The organism is Aquibium microcysteis (assembly GCF_014495845.1).
Classification (GTDB): Bacteria; Pseudomonadota; Alphaproteobacteria; order Rhizobiales; family Rhizobiaceae; genus Aquibium; species Aquibium microcysteis.
This window is the reverse complement of the sequence record NZ_CP061080.1, coordinates 2,863,631-2,890,409: the sequence shown is the minus strand read 5'-3', so window position 1 is coordinate 2,890,409 and position 26,779 is coordinate 2,863,631. Positions and strand designations below refer to the sequence as shown.

Annotated in this window: 19 protein-coding genes and 1 pseudogene; 10 read left to right on the top strand and 10 right to left on the bottom strand. The window is 66.3% G+C overall.

Features of this window, described 5'->3' with window-relative positions:
• Window position 1: 1 nt before the first annotated feature.
• From IAI54_RS13325 to IAI54_RS13315, 3 genes are read right to left on the bottom strand one after another with little or no spacing between them, the layout of a single operon-like run.
• Window positions 2-1,486 (bottom strand): acetyl-CoA carboxylase biotin carboxylase subunit, encoded by a 1,485-nt coding sequence (locus tag IAI54_RS13325; protein WP_210321249.1) that lies wholly within the window; start codon window positions 1,484-1,486, stop codon window positions 2-4.
• Window positions 1,483-3,564: an acyclic terpene utilization AtuA family protein gene (locus IAI54_RS13320; protein ID WP_210321248.1), complete on the bottom strand. Its 2,082-nt coding sequence runs from the start codon at window positions 3,562-3,564 to the stop codon at window positions 1,483-1,485. The genes IAI54_RS13325 and IAI54_RS13320 overlap by 4 nt, the downstream gene beginning before the upstream one ends.
• Window positions 3,565-3,569: 5 nt before the next feature.
• A complete protein-coding gene (locus IAI54_RS13315) occupies window positions 3,570-4,352 on the bottom strand; it encodes an enoyl-CoA hydratase-related protein (RefSeq protein ID WP_235679353.1) in 783 nt (260 codons plus the stop codon).
• A 242-nt stretch (window positions 4,353-4,594) separates the two neighbouring features.
• Here IAI54_RS13315 and IAI54_RS28825 point away from each other — a divergent pair, with 242 nt between their 5' ends.
• The 5 genes and pseudogenes from IAI54_RS28825 to IAI54_RS29300 form a co-directional block, all read left to right on the top strand.
• Window positions 4,595-5,800 carry an acyl-CoA dehydrogenase family protein gene (locus IAI54_RS28825; protein ID WP_210321247.1) on the top strand — a complete coding sequence of 402 codons (1,206 nt, stop codon included), beginning with the start codon at window positions 4,595-4,597 and terminating at the stop codon, window positions 5,798-5,800.
• Window positions 5,797-6,651, top strand: a complete 855-nt coding sequence (locus tag IAI54_RS28820; RefSeq protein ID WP_210321246.1) for an SDR family oxidoreductase — start codon at window positions 5,797-5,799, stop codon at window positions 6,649-6,651. Before IAI54_RS28825 ends, IAI54_RS28820 begins: the two co-directional genes overlap by 4 nt.
• Before the next feature lie 2,354 nt (window positions 6,652-9,005).
• Window positions 9,006-9,320 (top strand): co-chaperone GroES, encoded by a 315-nt coding sequence (locus IAI54_RS13305; protein WP_187972793.1) that lies wholly within the window; start codon window positions 9,006-9,008, stop codon window positions 9,318-9,320.
• A gap of 56 nt (window positions 9,321-9,376) precedes the next feature.
• A complete protein-coding gene (gene groL, locus IAI54_RS13300; RefSeq protein WP_187972792.1) occupies window positions 9,377-11,002 on the top strand; it encodes a chaperonin GroEL in 1,626 nt (541 codons plus the stop codon).
• Between the two features lie 178 nt (window positions 11,003-11,180).
• Window positions 11,181-11,402: pseudogene (locus IAI54_RS29300) on the top strand (IS91 family transposase); the annotation flags it as partial.
• A gap of 419 nt (window positions 11,403-11,821) precedes the next feature.
• On the opposite strand, the gene IAI54_RS13295 reads toward IAI54_RS29300, so the two are convergent.
• The 7 genes from IAI54_RS13295 to IAI54_RS13265 form a co-directional block, all read right to left on the bottom strand.
• Window positions 11,822-12,556 (bottom strand): hypothetical protein, encoded by a 735-nt coding sequence (locus IAI54_RS13295; RefSeq protein WP_187972791.1) that lies wholly within the window; start codon window positions 12,554-12,556, stop codon window positions 11,822-11,824.
• Between the two features lie 15 nt (window positions 12,557-12,571).
• Window positions 12,572-13,669 (bottom strand): hypothetical protein, encoded by a 1,098-nt coding sequence (locus IAI54_RS13290; protein ID WP_187972790.1) that lies wholly within the window; start codon window positions 13,667-13,669, stop codon window positions 12,572-12,574.
• Window positions 13,669-15,945 (bottom strand): sensor histidine kinase, encoded by a 2,277-nt coding sequence (locus tag IAI54_RS13285; RefSeq protein WP_187972789.1) that lies wholly within the window; start codon window positions 15,943-15,945, stop codon window positions 13,669-13,671. Before IAI54_RS13285 ends, IAI54_RS13290 begins: the two co-directional genes overlap by 1 nt.
• Before the next feature lies 1 nt (window position 15,946).
• Entirely contained in the window at window positions 15,947-17,407 is a 1,461-nt protein-coding gene (locus tag IAI54_RS13280; RefSeq protein WP_187972788.1) for an Eco57I restriction-modification methylase domain-containing protein, read from the bottom strand.
• A 571-nt stretch (window positions 17,408-17,978) separates the two neighbouring features.
• On the bottom strand, window positions 17,979-19,598 hold the full coding sequence (locus IAI54_RS13275) for a class I adenylate-forming enzyme family protein (RefSeq protein ID WP_187972787.1): 1,620 nt from the start codon (window positions 19,596-19,598) through the stop codon (window positions 17,979-17,981).
• A gap of 45 nt (window positions 19,599-19,643) precedes the next feature.
• Window positions 19,644-20,351 carry a TetR/AcrR family transcriptional regulator gene (locus IAI54_RS13270; protein ID WP_187972786.1) on the bottom strand — a complete coding sequence of 236 codons (708 nt, stop codon included), beginning with the start codon at window positions 20,349-20,351 and terminating at the stop codon, window positions 19,644-19,646.
• Window positions 20,348-21,163: an enoyl-CoA hydratase/isomerase family protein gene (locus IAI54_RS13265; protein WP_187972785.1), complete on the bottom strand. Its 816-nt coding sequence runs from the start codon at window positions 21,161-21,163 to the stop codon at window positions 20,348-20,350. Before IAI54_RS13265 ends, IAI54_RS13270 begins: the two co-directional genes overlap by 4 nt.
• 261 nt (window positions 21,164-21,424) lie before the next feature.
• Here IAI54_RS13265 and IAI54_RS13260 point away from each other — a divergent pair, with 261 nt between their 5' ends.
• From IAI54_RS13260 to IAI54_RS13240, 5 genes are read left to right on the top strand one after another with little or no spacing between them, the layout of a single operon-like run.
• Complete coding sequence (locus IAI54_RS13260) at window positions 21,425-22,213, top strand: ABC transporter ATP-binding protein (protein ID WP_187972784.1); 789 nt, start codon at window positions 21,425-21,427, stop codon at window positions 22,211-22,213.
• Complete coding sequence (locus tag IAI54_RS13255; protein WP_210321245.1) at window positions 22,210-22,986, top strand: ABC transporter ATP-binding protein; 777 nt, start codon at window positions 22,210-22,212, stop codon at window positions 22,984-22,986. The genes IAI54_RS13260 and IAI54_RS13255 overlap by 4 nt, the downstream gene beginning before the upstream one ends.
• Window positions 22,983-24,827, top strand: coding sequence for an AMP-dependent synthetase/ligase (locus IAI54_RS13250; protein ID WP_187972783.1), 1,845 nt, complete (start codon window positions 22,983-22,985; stop codon window positions 24,825-24,827). The genes IAI54_RS13255 and IAI54_RS13250 overlap by 4 nt, the downstream gene beginning before the upstream one ends.
• Window positions 24,827-25,699: a branched-chain amino acid ABC transporter permease gene (locus IAI54_RS13245; RefSeq protein WP_187972782.1), complete on the top strand. Its 873-nt coding sequence runs from the start codon at window positions 24,827-24,829 to the stop codon at window positions 25,697-25,699. Before IAI54_RS13250 ends, IAI54_RS13245 begins: the two co-directional genes overlap by 1 nt.
• Window positions 25,699-26,745, top strand: coding sequence for a branched-chain amino acid ABC transporter permease (locus IAI54_RS13240; RefSeq protein WP_187972781.1), 1,047 nt, complete (start codon window positions 25,699-25,701; stop codon window positions 26,743-26,745). Before IAI54_RS13245 ends, IAI54_RS13240 begins: the two co-directional genes overlap by 1 nt.
• Window positions 26,746-26,779: the final 34 nt, after the last annotated feature.

Below are 26,779 nucleotides of genomic sequence, written 5' to 3'. Positions count from 1 at the left end.
CTCAGTTCCTCCAGCCGCCGATGGCGGCGTGCGGCTCGGGCGTGCCGAGCGCGAGTTCGCGGAAATCGCGGTCGCCGAGCGCGGCCGCGGCCATCACCTGCGCCAGCACCCGGGCGGACGGCGGCTGCGGCGCCAGCGCCTGCCGCTGCTCGGCCACGAAGCCGGTGTGCAGGTCGCCGGCGCGGAAGGCGCCGTTGCCCAGCACGCGGGCGAGATAGTCGACATTGGTGGTGACGCCGAGCAGGGCGAGTTCGCCGAGCGCGGCGATGGAGCGGTCGATCGCCTCGGCGCGGGTGGCGCCATGGGCGACGAGCTTGGCCAGCATCGGATCGAAATCGGCGGTGACCTTCTGGCCGGGATCGAGCGCGTTCTCGAAGCGCAGCCAGGGCGCCTCCGGTACGCCCAGATGGGCGAGCGTGCCCGTCTCGGGCAGGAAGTCGCGGTCGGGATCCTCCGCGCAGATGCGACACTCGATGGCGTGACCGTTCGCGGCGACGTCGGCCTGCGCGAGCGGCAGGCCGCGGCCGGCGGCGATCTCGATCTGGGCGCGGACGAGATCGAGGCCGGTGATCATCTCGGTGACCGGGTGCTCGACCTGCAGCCGCGTGTTCATCTCCAGGAAGAAGAAGCGGCCGTCGGCGCCGAGGATGTATTCCACCGTGCCGGCGTTCCTGTAGCGCGCGGCGGCGGCGAGCCGCACGGCCGAGGCGCAGATGGCGTCGCGCAGCGCCGGATCGAGGCGGGCGGCGGGCGCCTCCTCGACGATCTTCTGGAACCGGCGCTGGACGGAGCATTCGCGCTCGAAGAGATGGATCGCGCCGCCCTCGCCGTCGCCCAGCACCTGCACCTCGATGTGGCGCGGGCGCTCGACATAGGTCTCGGCATAGACGCGGCCGTCGCCGAAATAGCGCTGCGCCTCGCCCGAGGCGATGCGGGCGGCCTCGCGCAGGCCTTCGGCCGAGCGGACGATCGACATGCCCTTGCCGCCGCCGCCGGCGGCCGCCTTGATGAGGAGCGGAAAGCCGATGCCCTCGGCCCGCGCGATGAAGTCGTCGAGGTCTCCGGTCGGCATGACGGACGGCGCCACCGGCACGCCCTGCGCTTCCGCGAAGCTGCGCGCGGAGATCTTGTCGCCCATCAGCGCGATGGTTTCGGGGGAGGGGCCGATGAAGGTGAGGCCGGCGGCCCCGACCGCGGCGGCGAAACGGGCGTTCTCCGACAGGAAGCCATAGCCGGGGTGGATGGCGTCGGCGCCCGTCGCCAGCGCCGCCGCCACGATGGCCTCGACGTCGAGATGGGCCGCCACCGGCGTCTCGCCGTCGATCGCGACCGCCTCGCCGGCCATGCGCACGTGCCTGGCGCGCGCCTCGACCGGATGGTGGATCGCCACCGAGGCGATGCCCATGGCGTCCAGCGTGCGGATGACGCGGCAGGCGATCTCGCCGCGGTTGGCGATGAGCACCTTGCGGAACAGGGGAGCGCTCATGACGTCGCCTCTCCGCCGTGACCGGCGAGCGGGCCGCCGTCCGCCACCCAGGCGGCCGGAACCTCGACGGGAAAGTCCATCATGATCTGAGCCAGCGCCTTGCCTTGCGGATCGTGCCGGAGCGAGGCGATGCCGCCGCCGCCGAGACCCTGGTGGAGGAGAAAGTTGAGACCGTTCAGTCCCGGCCAATCGAAACGCTCGACCTCGCCCCGGACGTAATGCGCGAAGTAGCGGCGGACCGCTTCGGGCGTGCAGCTTCGCCCGATCCAGGGGAGGAATTCGGGCCGGCGGGCGAGGATGCCGACATTGCCGATGTCGCCCTTGTCGCCGCTGCGGCCGTGCGCGAGGGCGATCAGCGGGACGGTGGCGAGCGGGCCGCCGGGCGACGCGATCGAACTCCCACCCTCTCCCGCTCCCGACGAGGGGGAGGGGGGCGCCGGCGCTTCATCGTCCGTCGGGTCGAAGAGTTGTGACGTCCCGGACTCCGCCGCCCCCTCGTGGGAAGGCGATTGCAGGGGGTCGCCGTGCGCCCCCTCCACCACGCTTCGCGTGGTCCCCCTCCCCCGCTCCGCAGGGGAGGATATCGACGCCGCCGCTGAGATCCTCCCCTGCGGAGCGGGGGAGGGGGACCACGAAGTGGTGGAGGGGGCAGGAGCGATGGATATGCGATAACCGTCCTCCTCGCGGGGAGGGGGCGGGAGTATCGCCGGACCGACTTCGATCGTCCGCCCGTCGACCTCCACCTGCGCGGGAATGTCGGCCTTGGGCGCCAGGAAGGAGAAGAGCCGGATCACCGGCTGCGGCTCGGGGCGACCGCCGGCGAAGCCGGTGAGGCCCTGCGCCATCGCCGTGGCGGCCGGGAAGATCTCGCGGCCGAAGATCTGCAGCGCATCCTTCGAGGCGTGGCGGACGGCGATCTTGAGGATCACCTCGCGCGTGGCACCGGCGCGCGCATGGTCGCCGTAGCTGGCCTCGCTGCCGAGGACTTCGATCGAGCGATCGGCGAAGCCGTCGAAGCCCGCGGCCTGCATCAGCCGCTCGCAGCGTGCGAGGATGGCCCTTGCCGTCGCGCGGGCCTTGTCGGCCGCCTCGCGGCCGGCGATCATCATGGTGACGGCGGACCGGTAGCCGTCGGGATGAGTGAGGCTCACCTTGTAGCTGTCGGTCGGTGCCGACCCGCGGGCCCCGGTGACCCTGACGCGGTCGGGACCCTCCTGCTCGAGCCTGACCGCGCTCCAGTCGGCGACGACGTCGGGAAGGACGTAGCGCCGCGGGTCGCCCACCTCGTAGACGATCTGCTCGGCCACGGTCTTCGTGCTGACCAGCCCGCCGGTACCCGCGGGCTTGGTGACGACGAAGCTGCCGTCGGCGCTGCATTCGGCCACCGGAAAGCCCATGTCGTCCCAGCCGGCGACCTCGCGCCAGTCGGTGAAGATGCCGCCGGTGACCTGCGTGCCGCATTCGAGCACGTGGCCGCAGAGGCTGCCGGCCGACAGGAGGTCGTGCTGGCCGGGCTGCCAGCCGAATTCGTGGATCAGCGGGCCGAGCACGACGGCCGAATCGACCACGCGCCCGGTGATGACGACGTCGGCGCCCGCATCGAGCGCGGCGGCGATCGGGAAGGCGCCGAGATAGGCGTTGACGCTGGCGGCCTGCGCCGGCATCGGGGCGCCGGAGAACATCTCGCGCAGGTCCTGCGCGCGGTAGCGCTCGACCCGCCCCGACAGGTCGTCGCCGCGCACCACCGCGACCTTCAGGTCGACGCCCGCCTCGCGGAAGACGGCGAGCAGGGCCTCGCGGCACGCATCGGGATTGACCCCGCCGGCATTGGTGACGACGCGGATCTTCTTCTGCGCGATCTCGCGCGCCAGCGGCTTCATGACCATGGTGACGAAATCGGTCGCGTAGCCGAGATCGGGCCGCTTCGCCTTCATCCGCGCCAGGATCGACATGGTGATCTCGGCCAGATAGTCCATCACGAGATAGTCGATGCCGCCGCCGCGCACGAGCTGCGCCGGGCCCTCCGGCGTGTCGCCCCAGAATCCGGCGCCGCAGCCGATCCGCACGGTCCTCGCCATGCCCGCTACTCCCCCGTCCAGTTCGGCCTGCGCTTCTCGTTGAAGGCGGCCATGCCTTCGCGGGCGTCGCGCGTGCGGGCCATGTTGGCCAGCATGAACTGGGCGTATTCGAGGGCGGCATCCGTCGACATCTCGCGGATCTTCGACAGCGCCTGCTTGCCCAGCCGGATGCCGGTGGGCGACTTGTCGGTGATGCGCGCGAGCAGCCAGTCGAGCCTGGCGTCGAGGTCCGGCGCGGGCACGGCGTAGTTGACGATCCCTTCGGCCGCCGCCTCGCGTGCCAGGATCGGCTCGCCCGACAGGCACAGTTCCATCATGCGGCGGTAGCCGATGACGCGCAGCAGGTAGGGAAGGATCATCATCGGGAAGATGCCGACCTTGACCTCGGACACGCCGAGCATGGCATCCTCGCGGGCGACGACGAGGTCGCAGGCGCAGACGAGGCCGAGCCCGCCGGCCAGCGCATGGCCGTTGACGCGTGCCACCAGCGGCAGGCGGCAGGAATCCATCCGGCGCAGCAGGCGGGCGACGTAGTGCCGCGGATCGGCGACGTCGATGGTGAAGGGCGTGCCGTCGGCCTGGAGCTGGAGGTCGCCGCCCGCACAGAAGGCCTTGTCGCCGGCACCGGTGAGCACGACGGCGCGGACCGAGCGATCGGCCTCGGCGCGGTCGAGCCCGGCATGAATCAGCTCCGCGACCTCCTGGTTGAGGGCATTGCGCCGCTCTTCGCGACTGATCGTGATCCACAACGCCTCCTGGCGGCGTTCGATCGTTACCGGTTCCGTCACCTGCTCCCCCATCTCTCGCGGTCGGGCCGGGTGCTAAATGATTTCAATTCATCAGCGTTGTCAACCGATCTCCGGCGGGTTTCCCCGCAAGGCGCCATTGCGATGACAAGCCATCACAATTGCCGTGGAAGGCTTGACATGAACCGGGCGATGGGATGATGAAATGACTTCATTAGCGCGGCGGCACGGCCGCCTTCATTCATGCGGCGGCGCAGCCGCCGGGCCGGTCGAGGGAGGACGTCTTGGACATTGCAGGATCGAACGAGAGAAACGCCGGCTTCGATCTCGACCCGGAACACGAGATGATCCTCGACAATGCGGACCGTTTTGCCCGCAACGAACTCTATCCGCTCTCCGAGCGGATGGACAACGAGGAATGGTGGCCGGGCGAGGCCTTTCCGAAGATCGGCGACGCCGGCCTGTTCGGCATCACCATCCCGGAGGCCTATGGCGGCACCGGCCTCGACCTCTTCGCCGCGGGCCTTGTGCTGCAGGGCTTCGCGCGCTGGAACCACGCCATGGCGCTGGCCTGGGTGGCGCACGACAATCTCTGCGCCAACAACATCTACCGCAACGGCAACGAGGAGCAGCGGCGGCGCTATCTCCCCGACCTCTGCTCCGGCCGCAAGATCGGCGCGCTCGGGCTGACGGAGCCCGGCGCCGGCTCGGACGCGCTGGGCTCGATGCGCACGACGGCACGCCGCGAGGGCGACGACTACGTGCTCAACGGTTCCAAGATCTACATCACCAATGGCCCGGTGGCCGACGTGCTGCTGGTCTATGCCAAGACCGACCGCGAGAAGGGCGCGCACGGCATCTCGGCCTTCATCGTGGAGAAAGGGATGCCCGGCTTCACGGTGGCGCAGAAGCTGAACAAGATGGGCTATCGCGGCAGCCAGACCGGCGAACTGCTGTTCGAGGAATGCCGCGTGCCGGCCGCCAACCTCGTCGGCGGGGAGAACCGCGGCGTGGCGGTGGTGATGAGCGGGCTCGACCTCGAACGGGCGATGATCTCGCCGATCTGCCTCGGGGTGGCCGAGCGGGCGCTGCAGCTGTCGATCGACTATGCGAAGACCCGCCGGCAGTTCGGCAAGCCGATCGGCTCGTTCCAGATGGTGCAGTCGATGATCGCCGACATGTATGTGCAGGTGGAGACGATCCGCACCTTCACCTACCGCGTGCTGGCGGCCGCGGCACCGCTGGAGATCGGCGGCGGCGGGCGCGGCGACATCCACATGCTGACGGCGGCCTCGGTGATGTATGCGGCGGAGGCCTCGCACAAGGTGCTCGACCTCGCCGTGCAGGTGCATGGCGGGACGGGCTACATCTGGGAATCGGAGATCAACCGGCTGTTCCGCTCGACCAAGCTGCTCGAGATCGGCGCCGGCACGACGGAGGTGCGCAAGATGATCATCGCCGGCGAACTGCTGAAAGGCATGGAGCGGTGAGCGGGGCGGAGCGCTTCGGCCTCGCCGACGAGGATCTCGCCGTCCATCCGACCGTCTATGCGCCCGGCAGCTTCGACGGCCGCGTGGTGCTGGTCTCGGGCGGGGCGGGCGGCATCGGCCGCGCGGCCGCCTGGCTCTTCGCCCGGCTCGGAGCGCATGTGATCGTCAGCGGCCGCAGCGAGGAGAAGATCGCGGGCCTCGTGGCGGCGATGCGCGACAAGGGCCTCGCCTGCTCCGGCCATGCCGTCGACGTGCGCGATCCCGACGGGGTCGCCGCCTTCTTCGACCGGATCTGGGCCGAGCACGGCCGGATCGACCTCCTCGTCAACAGTGCCGGCGGGCAGTTCCCGCAGGCGGCCATCGACTTCAGCGTGAAGGGCTGGAACGCCGTCATCAACACCAACCTCAACGGCACCTGGTTCATGATGCAGGCCGCCGCCCGCAAATGGCGCGACGCCGGCCAGCCGGGCAGCATCGTCAACATCGTCGTCGTCACCACGCACGGCCTCTACGGCGTGGCGCACACGATCGCCGCGCGCGCGGGCGTGATCGGGCTCAGCCGGAGCGTGGCGGTGGAATGGGCCCCTCTCGGCATCCGCGTCAACTGCGTGGCGCCGGGCGCCATCGAGACCGACGGCTGGAAGGTCTACACCCCGGAAGTCCGCGCCGCCTATCCCCGCACCAACCCGATGATGCGCGCCGGAAGCGCCTGGGACATCGCCGAGGCCTGCGTCTATCTCGGCGGCCCGGCGGCAAAATTCGTCACCGGCGAACTGCTCACCGTCGACGGCGGCGGCCAGCTCTGGGGCGAGACCTGGACGACCGGCAAGCCGGACTATTTCAAGGAGTGATACCGGAGGCCCTTGTCCATGACGGCGATGAGGGACCGCGGGGGCGGAACGGTGAATGCGGTTTCGATCGGCGGGCGTCATTCCGGGGCCGCGCAGCGGAACCCGGAATCCAGAGCGCCGGCGCCCCGGACGGGGGCACGGGCGCCGCGCATTTCCGCCTCGGTCACCACTCTGGATTCCGGGTTCCGCTGCGCGGTCCCGGAATGACGCCGCCGAGGGAGGCCGCGGGGGTGGGTTTCGATGCCGGCTGCAGGTGCTCCTGTGCAACTGAGTTGAGGGGGCTCGTCTGGAGGGGCGTTGCATCTGTCTGCGCCGCCGTTGCGTTCCCCTGCCTCGCCTTTGCCGCGGCCCTCCTTCATCGTCGTCATCCCGGGCGAAGCCGGAGCGGAGCGGAGGCGCAGACCCGGGATCCATGCCTCGGCCGATATCGGGGGGCTGGACGGTGCGGACGACCCACCGGGCCTTCTCCATCGTCCCGCTCGATGACCTGCGCCGAGGCATGGATCCCGGATACGTCGTCCTTCGCTGCGCTCGGACGTCGTTCCGGGATGACGAAGGTGGGGGCGCGCAGGCCTTCAGCCCCTCGCCCTCGGCGTCCGTCCCGATACGGCCAGCCCGCGTGGCACGTCATTCCGGGGCCGCGCAGCGGAACCCGGAATCCAGAGCGCCGGCGCCTCGGACCGGGGCACGGGCGCCGCGCATTTCCGCCCCGGTCACCACGCTGGATTCCGGGTTCCGCTGCGCGGCCCCGGAATGACGCCGCCGAGGGAGGCAGCGCGGGTGGTCCTCGATGCCCGCCTGAAGATGCTCAGGTGCAGCAGAGTTGATGACGAAGCGGCGGGCGCGCGTCTGGAGGGGCGTTGCATCTGCCTGCGCCGCCTTTGCCGCGGCCCTCCTTCACCTTCGTCATCCCGGGCGAAGCCGGAGCGGAGCGGAGGCGCAGACCCGGGATCCATGCCTCGGCCGGTTTCGGGTGGCTGGACGGTGCAGACGACGCACCGGGTTCTCCATCGTCCCGCTCGATGACCTGCGCCGAGGCATGGATCCCGGATACGCGGCCTCTCGCTCCGCTCGACGCCGTTCCGGGATGACGAAGGCGGGGGGTGGCGGTGTTTTCACCTTCGTCATCCCGGGCGAAGCCGGAGCGGAGCGGAGGCGCAGACCCGGGATCCATGCCTCGAGCGGTGTCGGGTGGCTGGACGGTGCAGACGACCCACCGGGCCTTCTCCATCGTCCCGCTCGATGACCTGCGCCGAGGCATGGATCCCGGAATGTGGCCTCTCGCTACGCTCGACGCCGTTCCGGGATGACGAAGGCGGGGGCGGCGACCGAAAGGGGGCCGGACGATGTGACGACGGCGACGGCGGCGGGAGCGGCCGCCGACCGCCGGTGGCACGCCTCGTCGTGCACCGGATCGCGGGGACGGATGGCGAGGCATGGATCCCGGATACGTCGTCCTTCGCTGCGCTCGGACGTCGTTCCGGGATGACGAAGGTGGAGGGGGCGGCGCTATTTTCGCCTTCGTCATCCCGGGCGAAGCCGGAGCGGAGCGGAGGCGCAGACCCGGGATCCATGCCTCGGCCGATATCGGGGGGCTGGACGGTGCGGACGACCCACCGGGCCTTCTCCATCGTCCCGCTCGATGACCTGCGCCGAGGCATGGATCCCGGATACGTCGTCCTTCGCTGCGCTCGGACGTCGTTCCGGGATGACGAAGGCGGGGGCGCGCAGGCCCCCAGCCCCTCCTCCTTATCGTCCGTCCCGATGCGGCCAGCCCGCGTGGCACGTCATTCCGGGGCCGCGCAGCGGAACCCGGAATCCAGAGCGCCGGCGCCCGGGGCGGGGGCAGGAGCGCCGCGCATTTCCGCCACGGTCACCACTCTGGATTCCGGGTTCCGCTGCGCGGCCCCGGAATGACGCCGCCGAGGGAGGCCGCGGGGGTCTTCGAAGAAGCAGGCGGGGTGGAGCATCCGGTCGAGTGCGGGGTCGCCCGTTTCCGGCGCGAGGGACGGAATGATGGACGGGATCCTGGCTTTCATCGAAGTGCCGCCGTCGGCTGAACGCTTCTCCTTCGGGTGGTGCCGGACCCCGGCGGGGTCGTTCGGCGATGGTGCGATCTGCGTGCGGGGCGCGGCGAATTCGAGCCGCCGGCCCCCCGGCCCGCCTCCCGTTTCCGAGGGGCGATGACGCCCCGCGGACGGGCGCGGAAAATTTTCGCCGCTGCTCTTGAATCGCCGAGACCGCAAAATTAGCTCACCTGCGCGCGACGCCGGCGACGGGTCGCGCACCCCGCCCGGCCAGCGGGCCGGCGCGGTGGAACCTCTCACAATCTGTTTGTCCAGAAGGAGAACGATATGACGTTCCGTCCATTGCACGACCGTATCCTGGTGCGGCGCATCGAGGCCGAGGAGAAGACCGCGGGCGGCATCATCATCCCCGACACCGCGAAGGAAAAGCCAAGCGAGGGCGAGGTCATCGCCGTCGGACCCGGCGCCCGCGACGAAGCCGGAAAGCTCGTCGAACTCGACGTGAAGGTCGGCGACCGCATCCTGTTCGGCAAGTGGTCGGGCACCGAGATCAAGCTCGGCGGCGAGGACCTGCTCATCATGAAGGAAAGCGACGTGATGGGCGTGATCGAGCCGACTGCCGCGCTCCGGAAGGCCGCCTGACGGTCCCGGCGATTTCATCCGGTCAATGACTAGCTGCCTATCGAAGGAGTGATCCAATGGCTGCCAAGGACGTGAAATTCCATGCGGACGCGCGCGAGCGGATGCTGCGCGGCGTCGACATCCTCGCCAACGCGGTGAAGGTGACGCTCGGCCCGAAGGGCCGCAACGTCGTCATCGACAAGTCGTTCGGCGCCCCGCGCATCACCAAGGACGGCGTCACCGTCGCCAAGGAGATCGAGCTGGAGGACAAGTTCGAGAACATGGGCGCCCAGATGGTGCGCGAAGTGGCCTCCAAGACCAACGACCTCGCCGGCGACGGCACCACGACGGCGACCGTGCTCGCCCAGGCCATCGTCAAGGAGGGTGCCAAGGCGGTGGCCTCGGGCATGAACCCGATGGACCTGAAGCGCGGCATCGACAAGGCCGTCGACGCCGTGGTGGCCGAGCTGAAGGCCAGGGCGCGCAAGATCTCGAAGAACGACGAGATCGCGCAGGTGGGCACGATTTCGGCCAATGGCGATGCCGAGATCGGCCGCTTCCTCGCCGAGGCGATGCAGAAGGTGGGCAACGAAGGCGTCATCACCGTCGAGGAGGCCAAGACCGCCGAGACCGAGCTGGAGGTGGTCGAGGGCATGCAGTTCGACCGCGGCTATCTCTCGCCCTATTTCGTCACCAACCAGGACAAGATGCGCGTCGAGCTCGAGGAGCCCTACGTGCTGATCCACGAGAAGAAGCTCGGCAACCTGCAGGCCATGCTTCCGGTGCTGGAGGCGGTGGTGCAGTCGGGCAAGCCGCTGCTGATCATCGCCGAGGACGTGGAGGGCGAGGCGCTCGCCACGCTCGTGGTCAACAAGCTGCGCGGCGGCCTGAAAGTGGCGGCCGTCAAGGCGCCCGGCTTCGGCGACCGCCGCAAGGCGATGCTGGAGGACATCGCGATCCTGACCGGCGGCACCGCCATCAGCGAGGATCTCGGCGTCAAGCTGGAGAACGTGACGCTCGCCATGCTCGGCCGCGCCAAGAAGGTGGTGATCGAGAAGGAGAACACCACCATCGTCGACGGGGCCGGCGCGAAGGCCGAGATCGAGGGCCGCGTGAAGCAGATCCGGGCGCAGATCGAGGAGACCACCTCGGATTACGACCGCGAGAAGCTGCAGGAGCGGCTGGCCAAGCTCGCCGGCGGCGTGGCGGTGATCCGCGTCGGCGGCGCGACCGAGGTGGAGGTGAAGGAGAAGAAGGACCGCGTCGACGACGCTCTGCACGCCACCCGCGCGGCGGTGGAGGAAGGCGTCCTGCCCGGCGGCGGCGTGGCGCTGCTGCGCGCGGCCAGGGCGCTCGACGGCGTGACCGCCGACAATGCCGACCAGAAGGCCGGCATCGACATCGTGCGGCGCGCCATCGAGGCTCCGGTGCGGCAGATCGCCGAGAACGCCGGCGCGGAGGGCTCGATCATCGTCGGCAAGCTGCGCGAGACGTCCGAGTTCGGCTGGGGCTGGAACGCCCAGACCGACACGTTCGGCGACCTCTACGCCGAGGGCGTGATCGACCCGGCCAAGGTGGTGCGCACCGCCCTCCAGGACGCCGCCTCGGTCGCCGGCCTGCTGGTGACCACCGAGGCGATGATCGCCGAAAAGCCGAAGAAGGACGCAGCCCCGGCGATGCCCGCTGGCGGCATGGACTACTGACGCCGCAAGCCGGCCCGCACTCCGGGTGGAGTGCGGGCTGAGGGGCGACCAGCGTCGGGTATAGGAGGCGGCTTCCCACGCGGGAGGGCGTCTTTTTTGGGGCTGTAGCGGAGGGGGCCTGCCGCTGCGGGCGGCGGCGGCGACACTGGGCGTTGCTCGCCGGATGGGTCGCGCTACACTGCTAGCCGGCTCCGCCCGCAAGGCTAGCCTCGCGCTCGCCCGCAAACTCCCGAATGTCACCGCGCCGCCTGATGACGGCACATCAAGCGAACCGGACGACTACCGCCCGCCATGCCCCTGCTGCGGTGGACACATGATCGTCATCGAGACGTTCGAGCGCTGGAGGCAGCCACCAGGACCGCCGCACGCGTCGACGGCGGACCGGGAGACCGAACTATGACCCGGCATTGCATGATCGGGCCTACAGCCGCAGACGCTCCGCCTCCGGCAACGAACCCGCGCGCGGCGCCGGCAATCGCTGACGCCGACATGGGTCTCCCCGGACCAGTTCCGGGCCGCCAATACCGCGCGGAGGCGCAACGAAGCGGCCTGTCCGCATCCACCATCGCTCTTCCCGGCGCCGGTCGCGCCATCGCCGACATCGGCCGCAGTACGAAATCCCCATAGCCGTCGATGGTGGCCAGCGGGTTCCTGCATGAGAGGCTTTCGTACGCCTGCAGGCACCCGAAACCCTTCACCATTCCGGCCGTTACGGCTCGTACATTGAGCGCACAAGAACAGACCCTGGAATGCATGGTTGCTCTGCGGCCGATTCGCGGTCCTGACCGATGGTAAGCCCAACCAACTTAGATAAACACATCAGGCGTTTGCCGTAGGTGCGTCGTACCAGTGGCCTGCGCGGTAACACCCCGCCGCGTGGTCACCGTTCAGATATGCAAGGCGATGTGCGGCACCGACAAGGAAGTCGCAGCTCGACCTTAGCCCAGTGAATGCCTTCTTCACCTCAGGGCTGGGTGAAGGACCCATTAGATGATCCGCGCAAATCTGCGCAAGGACCGAGAAGATATCCATTTGCGCAGTCGGGGTGCGCACTGTTCCCAGAATCAAGCCAGTTCGATTAACGATGACCTCATCGCGCTTAAATAGATCAAGCACAGCTGCGCCAAACTGCTCCTTTGAGCTAAACTGGACATGGAAAACTGGATGACCAGGTTTCTCCTCATCCATGTCATAATGTGCCCCATACACATGTTCGAGGTTGCCTGCCTTCTGTCGGAAATATGCAACCTCGGTCCCGAAAGTCTTAGTTCGGAGCGGTGAAGCTTTAAATTCCGGACCTTCAAACGTTAGCCATCCTTGAGTGACAACGAATAGATCGGGACCTCTTCGATTGGGTCGTTCTGGCACGTAGAACACTATTGGCCCGAAATCCAATTTGACGACGTCATCGGGCGCGGCCGGGTCTATTCGGAACACCTCAAAGCCGTTCGAGGGGGCGATCTGACTGGCTTGGTACATCTGCGTCAAGCCGAACGTGGCGCTCTGCCAAGCGTCGGCAACGCGTTGTAGCACTCGCGGTGCATCCTTGTTCACGCTTAACCGCCCCCCTCACAAGCCCAGCAAAGGAGCCCATTCGTCGTAGAAGTCCCTCTCGACCCGACAAAGCTGCGCGCCGGCGGGAATCCAGCTGCTAGAGGGTACAGAGCAATCAGGTCGCTCGCAGACCGGCCGAACAGTAAAGGGGCACCAAAAGCCGCCCTTCATTCCTCCACATCGATCGCAGGCATGCGTTGCAAGGGCTCGATCGAGCACCGCTTCGACAAGCTGGCGATTGCGATCTGCGAAGGACTCTACATCCGAATCGTCGGGATCGCCGCCGAGGCCATCGAGGACCCGATCCACGTCGCCGCGCCAGAAGTAGCTATGCCCTGCGCTGAAGGGACCTGAGTAACGAGCATCATTAAACAGCGGATCGATTGCTTCAAACTCTCCCAATGTCGTTGCCATGTACGCACAAAGACTATGTCGCGAAAGGATCGGTCCAGGGTATTTCAGTATCGCATTGCAGAGCACGTGTCCGAGAACATAGGTAAGTAGCTTTATCTTATCCTGATCATCCGGATGTTCTCCGCCCGCAAAGTTGCGGAGCTGCTGGAGTAAAGCGGAATTCGCGGCCCCAAGCCGTGACATGTACGCGGCGAATTGACTTTCCAAACGCGGACGGCCCAGCAGTGAAGCGAGTACTGCGGCAAGGCTACGTCGCTCGGTCAACAATGCGGGCATCGCTTCGATACCTGCACGAAGGCTCCGGAAACCTCTAAACGTGGTCGCAACGAAAGCAGCGCCGTTCTCATCGTCTGTCGGCACACGGAGCTCGAACAGGTTTGGTTCCTTTGGGAGTGCCGCTAGGTTGCCGCGTGAAAAATCTCCCACCGGAATCGACTTCGCCTGGCACCAGCCGACGATACTAAGGCCAAACAGCCCCTTCACGCTGGTCGTGAGATCGTAATCAGTTATTACAAGCGCAGTCTGATTGTCGACTTGCGATTCAAAGGCGTCGGCCGGAGGGCCGTCATCTTCAGTTGGTACCCAAGTCCTGATCTCGACTTCTTCCGCTGACATCATCACCTCCAATCGCTGACGAAGCGACCCCAGGTTTTCGGCGTTGTCGTCGATTAGCAACAGATTGGGCGTCTCGCCGGCCACTATCGGGTCCCTCCTGCCGAGAGCGGCAGGCGAACCCGCACGCATGTTGAAAAGTCAGCCGGTGGGTCAACAAGCTCAGCCCTTCCTCCGAACGCTTCGGCACCCCGCCGTACTAGAGCGAGGCCGAGGCCCATCCCCGATCCGAGCGGATCGTTCTTCGATTGCGTGGTAGTGAACAGTGGATCGAAGACCCGCTCTTGCAGGGCGGTTGGGATACCGACACCCGTATCGGAGACCTCAAGGTAATGCCATCTTGCCTCGTTCCAGGCACGAAAGGCAATTTTTCCTCGTTGCTTTCCCACCTTCGCCGTCACAGCTTTCAGCGCGTTTGTGTAGAGGTTCAGCGCAATCCCATTATATAACGATACAGGGACAGGAGCGGCAGTCAATTCGGGCTCCGCGGAAATTTCGACCTCGATGTTGCGTTCCTCTGCATATTTTCCGAAAACTCTTTTTACTTGTTGCAAGCGCGGCCTGACCGGGTATGGCTTTACCGGCGTCGCCTTCGATCCCTGAATGTAGCCGGAAGAGTATGTAACGAACTCCTTTAGCTGTTTAATATGGCCGGCGAAAGCTTGGACCTGAGGTTCAAATCTCGGAGCGGTTCTTGCGAGCTCAACCAGGTCCTTGTGAGTCTGCTCAAGCTCCTGTAGCGCGACGCCGAATTCGTGCGTCATGAACCCGGCGACCACACCAAGGAGGCTCATCACCTCAAGCTGCTGCTCGCGTTCTTTAGCATTCTCTTCCTGACGCTCGACAAATTGCTGCGTCTCCGCAATCGCCGCGACGATCTTGACCTTATCGGCGGCTGCGATGTTGGGATTTTGCTGAACTTCGGTGATCGCAGTTCGCGTTCGGTCGCGGATCGTAGCGACAAGCGCCTCCTGCTCAGCCTGTTTCTCCTCCAGCTGAAGCCGCCGGTCTGCAAAAGCTATGGCCTCGACGGCTCCACGGATGAGATCCGACAGCTGTGCAAAGGCTCGGTTCTCGACGAAACCCTCGCGGTCGGCCGAAGCGATAAGGCCTTCCTCTTCGCTGTCAGGATCAAGCTCGTTCGACCGTTTGCCTTCGACCTGAACTAATCCGACAAGCTGTGCTGACTGAGGAAGCCTCAGCATCCAGTTCTGTGATGTGTCCGCTCTGACCTGTGGCGACATCGCAAAGTGTTTTGCCGCGATTGTCGAGCGTGGATCGCGGTAATTGCGGGCAGCATCAGCTTGGAGCCGCAGCCAATCGTCGGCTTGAGATCCATAAGGCTGGACACGGAAGCTGCGGTCGAACACCGCTACGCCGTGGTTCGCACCGATCCATGACTGCGCCCTCCGACCGTCGACTGGCATATCCGTGAATGTGCCAGACCGACGCGGGAAGAAGCGTATGTCGGCATAAAGCTTGCCGATCTCGTTGGGGTAAGTATCAATGATCTTAAGATAGGGTGATCTTTGCCCCCGTCGGTGGATGCGGAGATCGATCTTGTCGCCCTGAAGCCGCAATCTTGCCCGAAGCACGTACGCATCAAGGATGGCCGCGGCGACATCTCCCTCATCGTCATCGTCACCAACCCTGACCTTCAGCAAGAAGCCAGGATCCGCGGACATTCCGATCTGATCGCCTGTCTCAACGTCGTCGCCATCGGTCATTGTCCGGAACAGCGATCGTAGTGGCGTTAGAATGCCGATCGACCCGGTCCTCACCATATTGAGATCGAGGCGGTTCGCTTCTGCCCGCAACCGTGTGATAGTCAGCGTTGTCCCTGTAGGCGTATCGGCAGGCACCTGTACAAGTTCGAAGGGTACCTGGACTTTGCCCAAGTCCTCGTGTCGATCGAACTTCGGCCAATCGAAAGTTGCAGTCAGCCGCGTGCGAACACCACGCTTGTCGTCGTGGGCTACAGAACTGAGACTTAGCGCTCGCCCGAGGAACCGGACGGCAAAGCGCCCTATGCCTTTCTCGCCGGTGATCAGGCGGAGATAACCTTCGCTGAATCTGAGGTCCTCTTTCGCACTCGTGCCGATCCGCATCCACCCGTTGGTGAAGCGGTCCAGCGTCATGCCGGCACCATCATCAGAAACTACGATAGATCGCGGGGGGGCATATTCGACCGAGCATTCCGTTGCGTCGGCGTCGTAGGCATTCTTAATCAGCTCGACGATCGCCACTTCCGGCTGCTTGACCAGCCGCTCCCCAAGCTCACGAAGAATTCTGCTTTCGATCGTAAACGAGATAGTGCCGCGATCCAGCACATGATCCGTTGTTGGTGAGTGGGTTTTTGCCAAGCTAGTTTCCTACCGTTACAAAATGACGTAGCAGAAGGGTATTCAGCTGATTTATCTCGATCTTCCGTAGTCCATTTGAGTGGGCCACAACCCTGTCACGCAGGTCTTCGCCATCAAGTCCGTCAACGATTGTTGTGATCTGTTCCTCGCAAGTATTGTAGATGCCCGAAACACCACCGACGGCCCGGGCGCCTATCGTGTTTCGGACGCCCTTCGGGAACTTGCCCTTGAAACTTTGAGCGATCAGAACCTCGGGGATAGGAGGCATCTTGAAGGCCCACCACTTTTCCCGCTCAAGGCACGTAGCGGTCTGGTAATCGCTTGGCGGAACTGCATTGAGATAGGCGGCAAGCATGGCGCTGGGCGCTACATCGGTTCGTATGAGCCAGCACTTTTGGCCAGGCATCCGGTAGTAGCGTTTGAAGGCCAGCTCATTTAGGTCGCGCACGTTTCCGGGAAGGACGCGAAGCGTGGTGATGCACGGGACCACATCGCGCCCAATCGCCAAGCCGCTTCGCGCGCGTTCACCCTCAGTGAGTGTGAGAACCTTCTGTGTGCCGGGGCTCAGTCCGCGTATGGCGCGTGGGGCTCCTTCCGGGATGTCGCTCCTTCGAACATAGTCGATTACACCGGCCCCCGAGCCGCTGGCAGATTGGAGCGGCAGATAGGCGCCGTCCGCATTCTCCTCGAAATAGCTCCAGCGACCATTTCGTTTGGCTTTGTCAACGATCGTGATTGATGAGGTTGTCAGAACACTGTCGAAAGTTGTGTCTATCAATCGGTAAACGTTTACTTCCCAGCGCTGATGGGCGATGTAGTCGCGCAGTGCACGAGCCGACGGCCGAGAAACCCACTCGAAAGGGATGACAAGTACGCATAGGCCGTCATCTTTAAGGCTTGCCAGTGATTGCAGGAAAAAGTACTGCCATGCGTTAGCGAGACCGGACACATTGATGCCCAGTCGTCGCCGCAGCACATTAGACGCCTGTTCGCGCCAGCCCGTGGGCAAGTCCTGATTGCGGACAAACGGTGGGTTCCCAATTGAAAGATCTGCGTCCTCAATTTCGTCGGAGAACGCGCACCGATTGACCAACCGAGCACCGTCAGGAAGTTGAGCATTCGCGCATCGCTCTGCGTCGATCTCGTAGCCAATGTATTCTTCATATGTGCCACCCACCGCGAAGCGCGCATCGCCAGCACCCAGATCAAGCACTTTTCCAATGCGCGTACGGAGTAAATTGACGTGATCCCAAGCAGCCCGCACGAGTTCTCTTGGCGTATCTACTTGGCATCGGTCGAGATAAAGTGATACTGAATCCCAGTCTCCCCAATCCCGAGTGAGATCGATGACTTGGCGTGAAGCCGGCGATGGCTTGCACTCCACCCCCATGTTGTGTACCTTTTCTATCACTTTATGTTCTACCTCTTCGGGCCTCTCCTTAACATCCCGATCCTTCAGCATATAGATGCGGTTGTGTTTGGATAGTCGCTGTTATATGATAACTTGTTGACATCTATCCTCTCCCTGCCTTCATTCGCCTGCCGTCGGCTGTCGTCGGCATCCAGGCCGGAAGAACTGCCATACAACCACAGTTTTTCCAATTCGAACATGTCGGAGCAGGTCGGCTCATGCCGCCATCCAGCCCGATAATCCGGCCCTATAAATCGGGCGGTCGCAGTCTGCGGGATTCCGCTCGTCCGGTTGAAGCCGTGAGATCAGTTTGTTGATCGGCCCGCGTGACGGATCGAGCGTTAGCAGGGGACGGTATCCCGCGAGAACCATTACTGAGTAGGCAGCGCATTTTGAGCTGTTCGAATCTTGATGCCCAGAAACAGATCGCATGTTAGCCGCGATCGAACTTGCCGACAGGCGGAACCGAACGAAATTACGTGTCGTGTGACATCCGCGGCGCTTCGGGTGGCCGACATGCAGGCGTTGGCCGAACGCCGGCTTTCTCAGCTTCTCGGACCACAACCGGACAGTCCGCAGCGGGCCCCAATCCCGCCGCCCTTCCTCTCGCCTCCCGCCCCCTTCACCCCCGCCCCACCCTCTCCTCCATCTCATGCCGTAAAATCTTCCCCGTCGTACTCCGCGGAAAATCCTCGAACGCCACGAAATGCACCGCCTTTGGCCGCTTGTAGCCGGCGAGGTGGGTGCGGCAGAGGGTTTCGATGTCGGGGGCGGTGAGGGTTTCGTCGGTGCGGGCGACGAAGGCGACGGGGACTTCGCCCCAGCGGTCGTCGCGCCGGCGCACGACGACGGCGTCGCGGATGCGCGGGTCGGACAGGAGCACGCGCTCGATCTCGGCGGGATAGATGTTCTCGCCGCCCGACTTGATCATGTACTTGGCGCGGTCGACGAAGTCGTAGGTGCCGTCGGGGTTGCGGCGGAAGAGGTCGCCCATGCGGAACCAGCCGCCGGCGAAGTCGCGGGCGTTGGTGGCGTCGGCGTTCCAGTAGCCGCTGAAGACGGTGGGGCCGCGCACGGCCGCCTCGCCGGGCTCGCCGTCGGGCACCTCGTTGCCGTCGGCGTCGAGGAGGCGCAGGTCGCAGAAGGCGCTGCGGCGCTTGGAGAGGCTTTCCGGGATCGTGCCCGCGGGAATGAGGTGCGAGGAGGCGGGCGGCAGGCCGGTCTCGGTCGCGCCGAAACTGTTGAGATAGGGGGCGTTCGTCAGCCGCGACAGTTCGGCGATCATGTGCCGCGGGACGAGGTCGGCCATGGCGCCGACGGCGCGGATGCTCTTCGGGCGGCGGCCGGTGCGGGCGAGCAACTCGACGACCGGCTCGATCGAACCCGGCATCAAAAGCATCCAGCCCAGTTCGTGCCGCTCCATGGCGCCGACGATCGCCTCGGCGTCGAAGCCGTCGACGACGATCACGGTGGCGCCCGACATCAGCGCGCCGAGCACCTGGTCGGTGGAGCCCATGTGGAACATCGGCGCCCAGGCGACGAAGCCGTCGCGCTCGGTCGCATGCATGTCGACGCGCAGCACCATGTTGCGGGCGATCTCGGCGCGGTGGCTGATCAGCGCGCCCTTGGGCAGGCCGGTGGTGCCGCTGGTGTAGAGGATGACGAGCCCGTCCTCGGGGTCGACGTCCGGCAGGCGGTCGAGGGGCGGCGATGCGAGAAGGGCGTCGTAGTCGCGCTCGAGGACGAGGGGGCGGCGCGTGCCGACGTCGAGGGCCGAAAGCACCGCCTCGAACCGCGCGGAGACGACGATCAGGGCCGGGTCGACGAGATCGATGCAGTGCTGCAGTTCGGCCGGCGCCAGGCGCCAGTTCTGGCAGGCGACGATGGCGCCGAGGGCTGCGCAGGCGAGCTCGATCTCGGCATATTCGATGCGGTTCTCCGAGAGCAGCGCCAGCCGGTCGCCGCGGCGCAGGCCGAGCCCGTGCAGGGCAGCCGCCAGCGACAGCACGCGGCGGTCGACCTCACGGTAGCTGAGGCGGCGCGCGCCCTGTTCCAGCGCCAACGCCCCGGGGTCGCGCCGTGCGCAGGCGCGGAAGAGGCCGTGGACGGTGAGGCGGCCGGCGGCCGCGACCTCCTGCCGCCAGGCCGGCGCGGTTGCCGGCGCCTGTGACGGCGCCTGTGATGGCGCCGGTGATGGTGCCGGTGACGGCGCCGTGGACGGTGCCTGTGTTGGTGACTGCATCAGATCCTCCCTGCCGATCCGCCCTCCCGTGCGGTCCGGTGCCCCTCAGGGCGTCGCCGGACCGGTGATCGCTTCCAGCCGCGCCACCACCCGCTCCAGCCGCTCGGCGAGATCCGGGGCGGGGGACGTCTCGGGCCGGCGGCGTTCGAGCCCGCTCAGCACGAGGTCGGCGATCATGTCGGCGGTCGTGTCCGGGTCGAAGTCGCCCTCGCCGCGGAGATAGGCGAAGGTTCGATGCTCGGTGCAGCCGTAGATCATGTCGCGGATCAGCCGCAGCGGCACGTCCTCGCGCAGTTCGCCGGCCGCCATGCCCTCCTTGATGATGTCGAGCGTGCGGCGGGTGTATTCGCGGTTGAGCTCGTGCACGGCGGTGCTGCTGTAGTCGCGGCCGGTGCGCAGGTGCTGGAACATCAGGTTGCAGAGCGCCGGCTCCTCGTGGATGGTCGCGAGGTGCCGCCAGATCATGAAGCGCAGCCGGTTGCGGGTGCCGCGGATCCCGGAAAGCTGCAGGTCGTAGTCGGCCAGCATGCCCTCGTACCAGTCCTCGATCACCTTGACGAGCAGGTCGCGCTTGTTCTCGAAGTAGCGGTAGATGCTGCCCTCGACCACGTTGGCGCGCTCGGCGATGTCGGAAAGGGGCGCGTCCTCGTAGCCCTTCTCGCGGAAGACGGCGCGGGCGGCCGACATGATCTCGGCGACGCGCTGCTCGCGGGAGAGACGGAAGACCTGCCGGCGGGGGGTGCCGCTGTTCATCGAGCCTCCATGCGGAAGGACGGGGCCCGCTTCTCGGTGAAGGCGGTCATGCCCTCCCGCCACTCGGGCCCTGCTGCTGCGACCGCGACGGCGTCGAGCGCGATCCTGTCGGCTTCCTCGGCCGTCGCGGTCTCGCAGCGGTACAGCGCCCGTTTCGTCTCCGCAACGGAAATCGGGCTGCAGGCGAGGAAGCGGCGGGCGAAGGCGAGCGACGCCTGCTCGAGTTCCGCTTGCGGGTGAACCGTCGTCACGAGGCCGAAGCCCAGCGCCTCGCGCGCCGACCACGACTCGCCGGGCAGGGCGATCTCCAGGGCCTTCGCCCGGCCGACGAGGCGCGACAGCATCTGGACGCCGCCGCCGCCCGGCACGGCGCCGAGCCGCGTTTCCGTGAGCCCGATCCGCGGCCCGTCGGCCATCAGCCGGAAATCGCAGGCGAGGGCGAGTTCGCAGCCGCCGCCGAGCGCGTGGCCGCCGATGGCGGCGACTGTGACGAAGGGGCCGTCGCGCAGCCGCGCGAACACCTGGAGGATGCGGCGGACATAGTCGCGGATGGCGCGCGGGTCGGCGTAGAGGGGCGAGGCGGGATCGGTGAAGTAGCGGATATGGGCGCCGCCGCAGAAGGTCCTGCCCGAGCCGGTGACGATCAGCACGCGCGCGCCGGCGGCCTCGGCCTCGCCGAACCGGTCCTCCAGCGCGGCGAGGAGTTCGGTCGTGAGGGTGTTGTGCGCGTCGCCGCGGGCGAGGGTGATCCGGGCGATGCCGTCGGCCGGCCAGTCGATGGCAGCCGGTGGGCTCAACTCTGTCGAGGTCATTTCTCTGCTCCGCGGGACGTCATCGAATTCCGGGTTGACAAAGCGGCGGCTTCACCCGTTAATGAACACAATTCATCATCCGGCCGCAAGAAGCAAGAGGTGGATCGAAAGCGCGATCGAGCGTTGCGGGAGGGGGCATGTCGGAGAATCCATGCGTTTCGGGTGCCGAAACGGCGGCGAGGCCCGTCGGCCTTCGATCATGCGTTCAGCGTTCGCTTCTCTGCAGATAAGCGTCATTCATTACGGGATCACGGCCGGGCGATGCTCGCTTTGAACAACATCCAGATCCTCTACGACCGCGCCATCGAAGCGGTGCGCGACGTGTCGCTCGAGGTTCCGCAGGGCGCCATCGTGGCGCTGCTCGGCTCGAACGGCGCGGGGAAGTCGACGATCCTGAAGGCGATCTCGGGCGTGCTCTACCAGGAGGACGGCGAGATCATGAGCGGCTCGATCCTGCTCGAGGGCGAGCGGATCTCGGGGGCCGCGCCGCGCGACATCGTCCGCAAGGGGCTGCTGCAGGTGCCGGAGGGCAGGGCGCTGTTTTCCACCCTGACGGTGGAGGAAAACCTCGTCATGGGCGGCTTCACGCGCAGCCGGTCGGAGACCGCCGAGGGGCTGGAGACGGTCTATCGCCTGTTTCCGCGCATCAAGGAGCGGCGAACGCAGATTTCGGGCTACCTGTCGGGCGGCGAGCAGCAGATGGTGGCGGTGGGACGCGCGCTGATGGGCCGGCCGCGGCTCCTGATGCTCGACGAGCCGTCGCTCGGGCTCGCGCCGCAGATCGTCGAGACGATCTTCGAGGCGATCGTCAAGCTCAATGCCGAGAGCGCCATGACGGTGCTGCTGGTCGAGCAGAACGCGCAGCTGGCGCTGCAGACGGCCTCCTACGGCTACATCATCGAGAACGGGCGGATCGTGCTCGACGGACCGGCGGACAAGCTGCGCTCGAACCACGACGTGCAGGAATTCTACCTCGGTTTCTCGGGCGGCGAACGCAGGAGCATGCGCGACGTGAAGCACTACAAGCGCCGCAAGAGGTGGCTGTCGTGACGGCGTTCCTGGAACTCCATGGCGTGATGAAGCGGTTCGGCGGCCTGGTGGCGGTGAACGAGGTCAGCCTGACCGTCGAGCAGGGGCAGATCTACAGCCTGATCGGGCCGAACGGCGCGGGCAAGACGACGCTGTTCAACCTGATCAGCGCCGTGTTCCGGCCGACGGAAGGGCGCATCCTGTTCCAGGGGCAGGACCTGACGCGGCTGCCGACCCATGCGCTGGCGCGGCTCGGCATCGCCCGCACCTTCCAGAACCTCGCCGTCTTCAAGCACGAGACGGTGGTGAACAATCTGCTGGTCGGGATGCATTCGCACCTGCGCTCGGGTCCGCTGTCGGCCGCCCTGTTCTGGGGCCGCACGCGGCGCGAGGAGATCGCGGCGCGCGCGCGCGTGGAGGAGATCATCGACTTCCTCGAGATCGAGGACATCCGCGACCATCCGGTCGGCACGCTGTCCTACGGCCAGCAGAAGCGGGTCGAACTCGGCCGGGCGCTGGCGATCTCGCCGAAGCTGCTGCTGATCGACGAGATGGTGTCGGGCATGAACCAGGAGGAGCGGGAGGACATCGCCCGCTTCATCCTCGACCTGAAGGACGAGCTGGGGATGACGGTGTTCATGGTGGAACACGACATGGGGATCGTCATGGACATCTCCGACCACGTCTGCGTCATGAACTACGGCCGCAAGATCGCGGAGGGAACGCCGGCAGAGGTGGCGGCGAACCCGGCGGTGATCGAGGCCTATCTCGGCAGCAGCCGGAGCGCGGCATGAGCGGGCGCGTCGATCCGGCCGGCATGACCATGCCGCAGGTGCTGAAGCGGCACGCCGCCACGCAAGGGACGGCGCTGGCGCTGCGCGAGAAGCGACAGGGGCTGTGGCGCCGCACCAGCTGGCGCGACTATTACGAGACCGCGCGGCTGGCCGCCATCGGCTTCTGCGCGCTGGGCTTCCAGCCCGGCGACCGGGTGGCGGTGGCGGGCGACGACAGCCCGGAATGGCTGTTCGCCGACCTCGGCGCGCAGATGGCGGGCGGCGCCTGCCTCGGCATCTACCCGACCAATCCCTGGCCGGAACTGCAGTACATCCTGCGCCATTCGCGGTCGCGGATCGTGGTGTGCGGCGACCAGGAGCAGACCGACAAGGTGCTGGAGGCACGCCGGCAGGAGGGGGGGCTGCCCGATCTCGAGCACATCGTCTGCGTCGACATGAAGGGCATGCGGCAATACCGCGAGCCGGGGCTGATGTCGTTCGACGAGCTGGTGGAGCTCGGGCGCGACATGGAGGCCGAGTTCGGCCCGGTCGTCGACGCCCGCATCGACGGCGGCAGCCCCGACGACGTCGCCATCGTCGTCTACACGTCCGGCACGACGGGCATGCCCAAGGGGGCGATGCTCAGCCACCGCAACATGCTTCATTCGGCAGCCGAGGTGGCGCGCATCCACGGGCTCACCCGCGAGACCTATTCGGTGCTGTGCTACCTGCCGCTCTGCCACGTGGCCGAGCGCAGCTTCTCCACCGTGCTGCAGCTCGTGACGGGCTGCACGGTCTCGTTTGCCGAATCCGTCGACACGGTGGTGGTGAACCTGCGCGAGATCGCGCCGAAGGGCTTCCTCGGCGTGCCGCGGATCTGGGAGAAGATGCAGCAGAGCGTCGCCTACCGGGTCAAGGACACGACGCCGTTCCAGCGGCGCGTCTACGAGGCCTGCATGGCGCGCGGCCGGCCGATCGCGGAACGGCGGCTGGCCAATGGCGGCGCCTTCGCGAGCCTCTCCGACCGGCTGGGTTTCGCGCTGCTGTCGCTCGTCTGCTTCCGCAGCCTGCGCAACTTCCTCGGCCTCAACCGGGTGCGTGCCGGCTTCTGCGGCGGGGCGACGGTCTCGCCCGAGGTGCTCCTGTTCTTCTGGATCCTCGGCGTGCCGGTCTACCAGATCTACGGCATGACGGAGAGCGCGGGCGTGTCGCACACGCAGCGTCCCGGCGCCACGACCCTCGGGCGGTCCGGCCCGCTGATCGACGGTCTCGACCAGAGGACGGCCGCCGACGGCGAACTCATGCTGCGGGGCCCCAGCGTCTTCAAGGGCTACCTGTTCGACGAGGAGGCGACGAAGCGCGCCTTTACCGACGGCTGGCTGCACACCGGCGACATCGTCGAGGTGGAGGCGAGCGGCGAGGCGCACGTGCTCGACCGCAAGAAGGACATCCTGATCACCTCGGGCGGCAAGAACATCACGCCCTCGCTGATCGAGAACGCGCTGAAGGACTCGCCCTACATCCGCGAGGCGATCCTGCTCGGCGACGGCCGCAACTTCCTCGCCGCGCTGATCCAGATCGACCTCGAGACTACCGGCAAGTGGGCGCAGGAACGCAACATCCAGTACACGACCTACCGGACGCTGGCCCAGCACGAGAAGGTGGTGGAGCTGATCGACGGCGAGGTGAAGCGCGTCAACGACCGCTTCGCCCGCGTCGAGAACGTCCGCAAGTTCCTGATCCTGTCGAAGGAACTCGACCATGACGACGGCGAGCTGACGGCGACGATGAAGGTGCGCCGGCGGATCATCGAGGAGAAGTTCGGGACCGAGATCCGGTCGATCTACGGGGATGCCGCCTGATGGATTTCCTGCTCCTCCTGCTCGCCAGCGGACTGGTCTCGGGCGCGGCCTACGGGCTGATCGCCATGGGCTTCGCGCTGATCTTCAAGTCGACCGGCGTCGTCAATTTCGCGCAGGGCGAACTGGTGATGCTGACGGCCTACATCTCCTTCACGCTCTATTCGACCTTCGAGCTGTCGTTCTTCCCGCTGATGCTGGTCACCATCCCGATCTCGATGGTGATCGGGCTGGTCCTGGAGCGGCTGTTCATCCGGCCGATGCTGGGCGAGCCGATCTTCGCGATCGTCATGGTCACGGTCGGCCTGGCGGTGGTGCTGCGCGGCATCACCATCATGATCTGGGGGCCGGACCCCTATAATTTCGGCGCCGGCATTCCGGCGGAGGTGGTGCTGGTCGGCGGCGTGCCGTTCTATCCGGCGCAGATCTACCTGATCGGGGCGCTGGCCGTGCTGACGGCGGCGGGCTGGGCCTTCCTGCGCTTCTCGCGGATGGGCATCGCCATGCGGGCTGTGGCGGCCAACGAGACGGCGGCGCTGCTCGTCGGCATCAGCGTCAGCCGCATCCACGCCGTCGCCTGGATGCTGTCGGCGGCGATCGCCTCGATCGCCGGCGTGCTGTTCGCGGCCAATTTCAAGCTCGCGCCGGACCTCTGGTTCCAGGGGCTGCGATCCTTCCCGGCGGTCATCCTCGGCGGGATGGACTCGGTGATCGGCTCGGCGGTGGCGGGGCTCGTCATCGGGGTGATCGAGAACCTGTTCCAGGGCTATGTCGGCCAGGGCCTGCGCGAGATCTCCGGCTTCATCGTCATCGTCATCGTGCTGATGGTCCGGCCCTTCGGACTGTTCGGCTCCAGGGACATCGAGCGGGTCTGATGCGCACAGGTCATTTCAAGGAACGCACCGCCCAGCTCGTCGCGCTCAGCGACAGCAAGGTGGTCTGGTCGTTCGCCGGGCTGCTGCTCGCGCTGGTGCTCGCCGCGCCCTTCCTGATCGGCAACTACCAGGTGACGCTGCTCGTCTCGGCGATGATCGCGATCGTCGGCGCGGTCGGGCTCAACATGCTCACGGGCACGACCGGGCTGATCTCGCTCGGCCAGGCGGGGTTCCTCGCCGTCGGCGCCTACACCAACGCGATCCTGATGATGGATCACGGCTGGCCGGTGTGGCTGTCGATGCCGGCGGCGGGCGTGGTCTCGGCGCTGGTCAGCCTGCTGGTGGGCGTGCCGTCGCTCCGGCTGAAAGGCCTCTACCTCGCCATCACGACGCTCGCCTTCGCCTTCATCATCAACCACGTCATCCTCTATGCGGAATGGCTGACGCACGGGCCGAACGGCATCTTCGTGTCGGGCGCCAAGGTGATGGGCGTCGACCTGCAGCGCGGCAAGGCGCTCTACTACCTGACCTTCGGCATCACGGTGCTGGTGGTGTTCGCGGCGCTCAACATCCAGCGGTCGCGGGTGGGCCGCGCCTGGATGGCGATCCGCGACCACGACATCGCGGCGCGCGTGATGGGCGTCGACCTCCTGCGCTACAAGCTCTACGCCTTCATGGTGAGTTCCTTCATCGTCGGCATCGCCGGCGCGCTGATCTCGCTGCAGATCCGCTTCGTCAACATCGACGTCTTCGCGCTGATCCTGTCGATCGAGGCGCTGGCGATCATCATCCTCGGCGGTCTCGGCTCGATCGCGGGCGCCATCCTCGGCGCGATCTTCCTGTCGCTGCTGCCGGAGGCCATCCGGCTCTTCTTCGACGTCTTCGCCGACACGAATTCGAGCTTCTACACGACCTATGTCTACGAGATCCGCGGCATCACCTACGGCATCGTCATCATCGCCTTCCTGCGGCTGAAGCCGGAGGGGCTGATCGGGCTGTGGCGCGACGTCAGGAAATACTGGAGCAACTGGCCGCTCGCCTACTAGCCGCGGAAACGGCAGGCGGGCACAAACGAAGTGG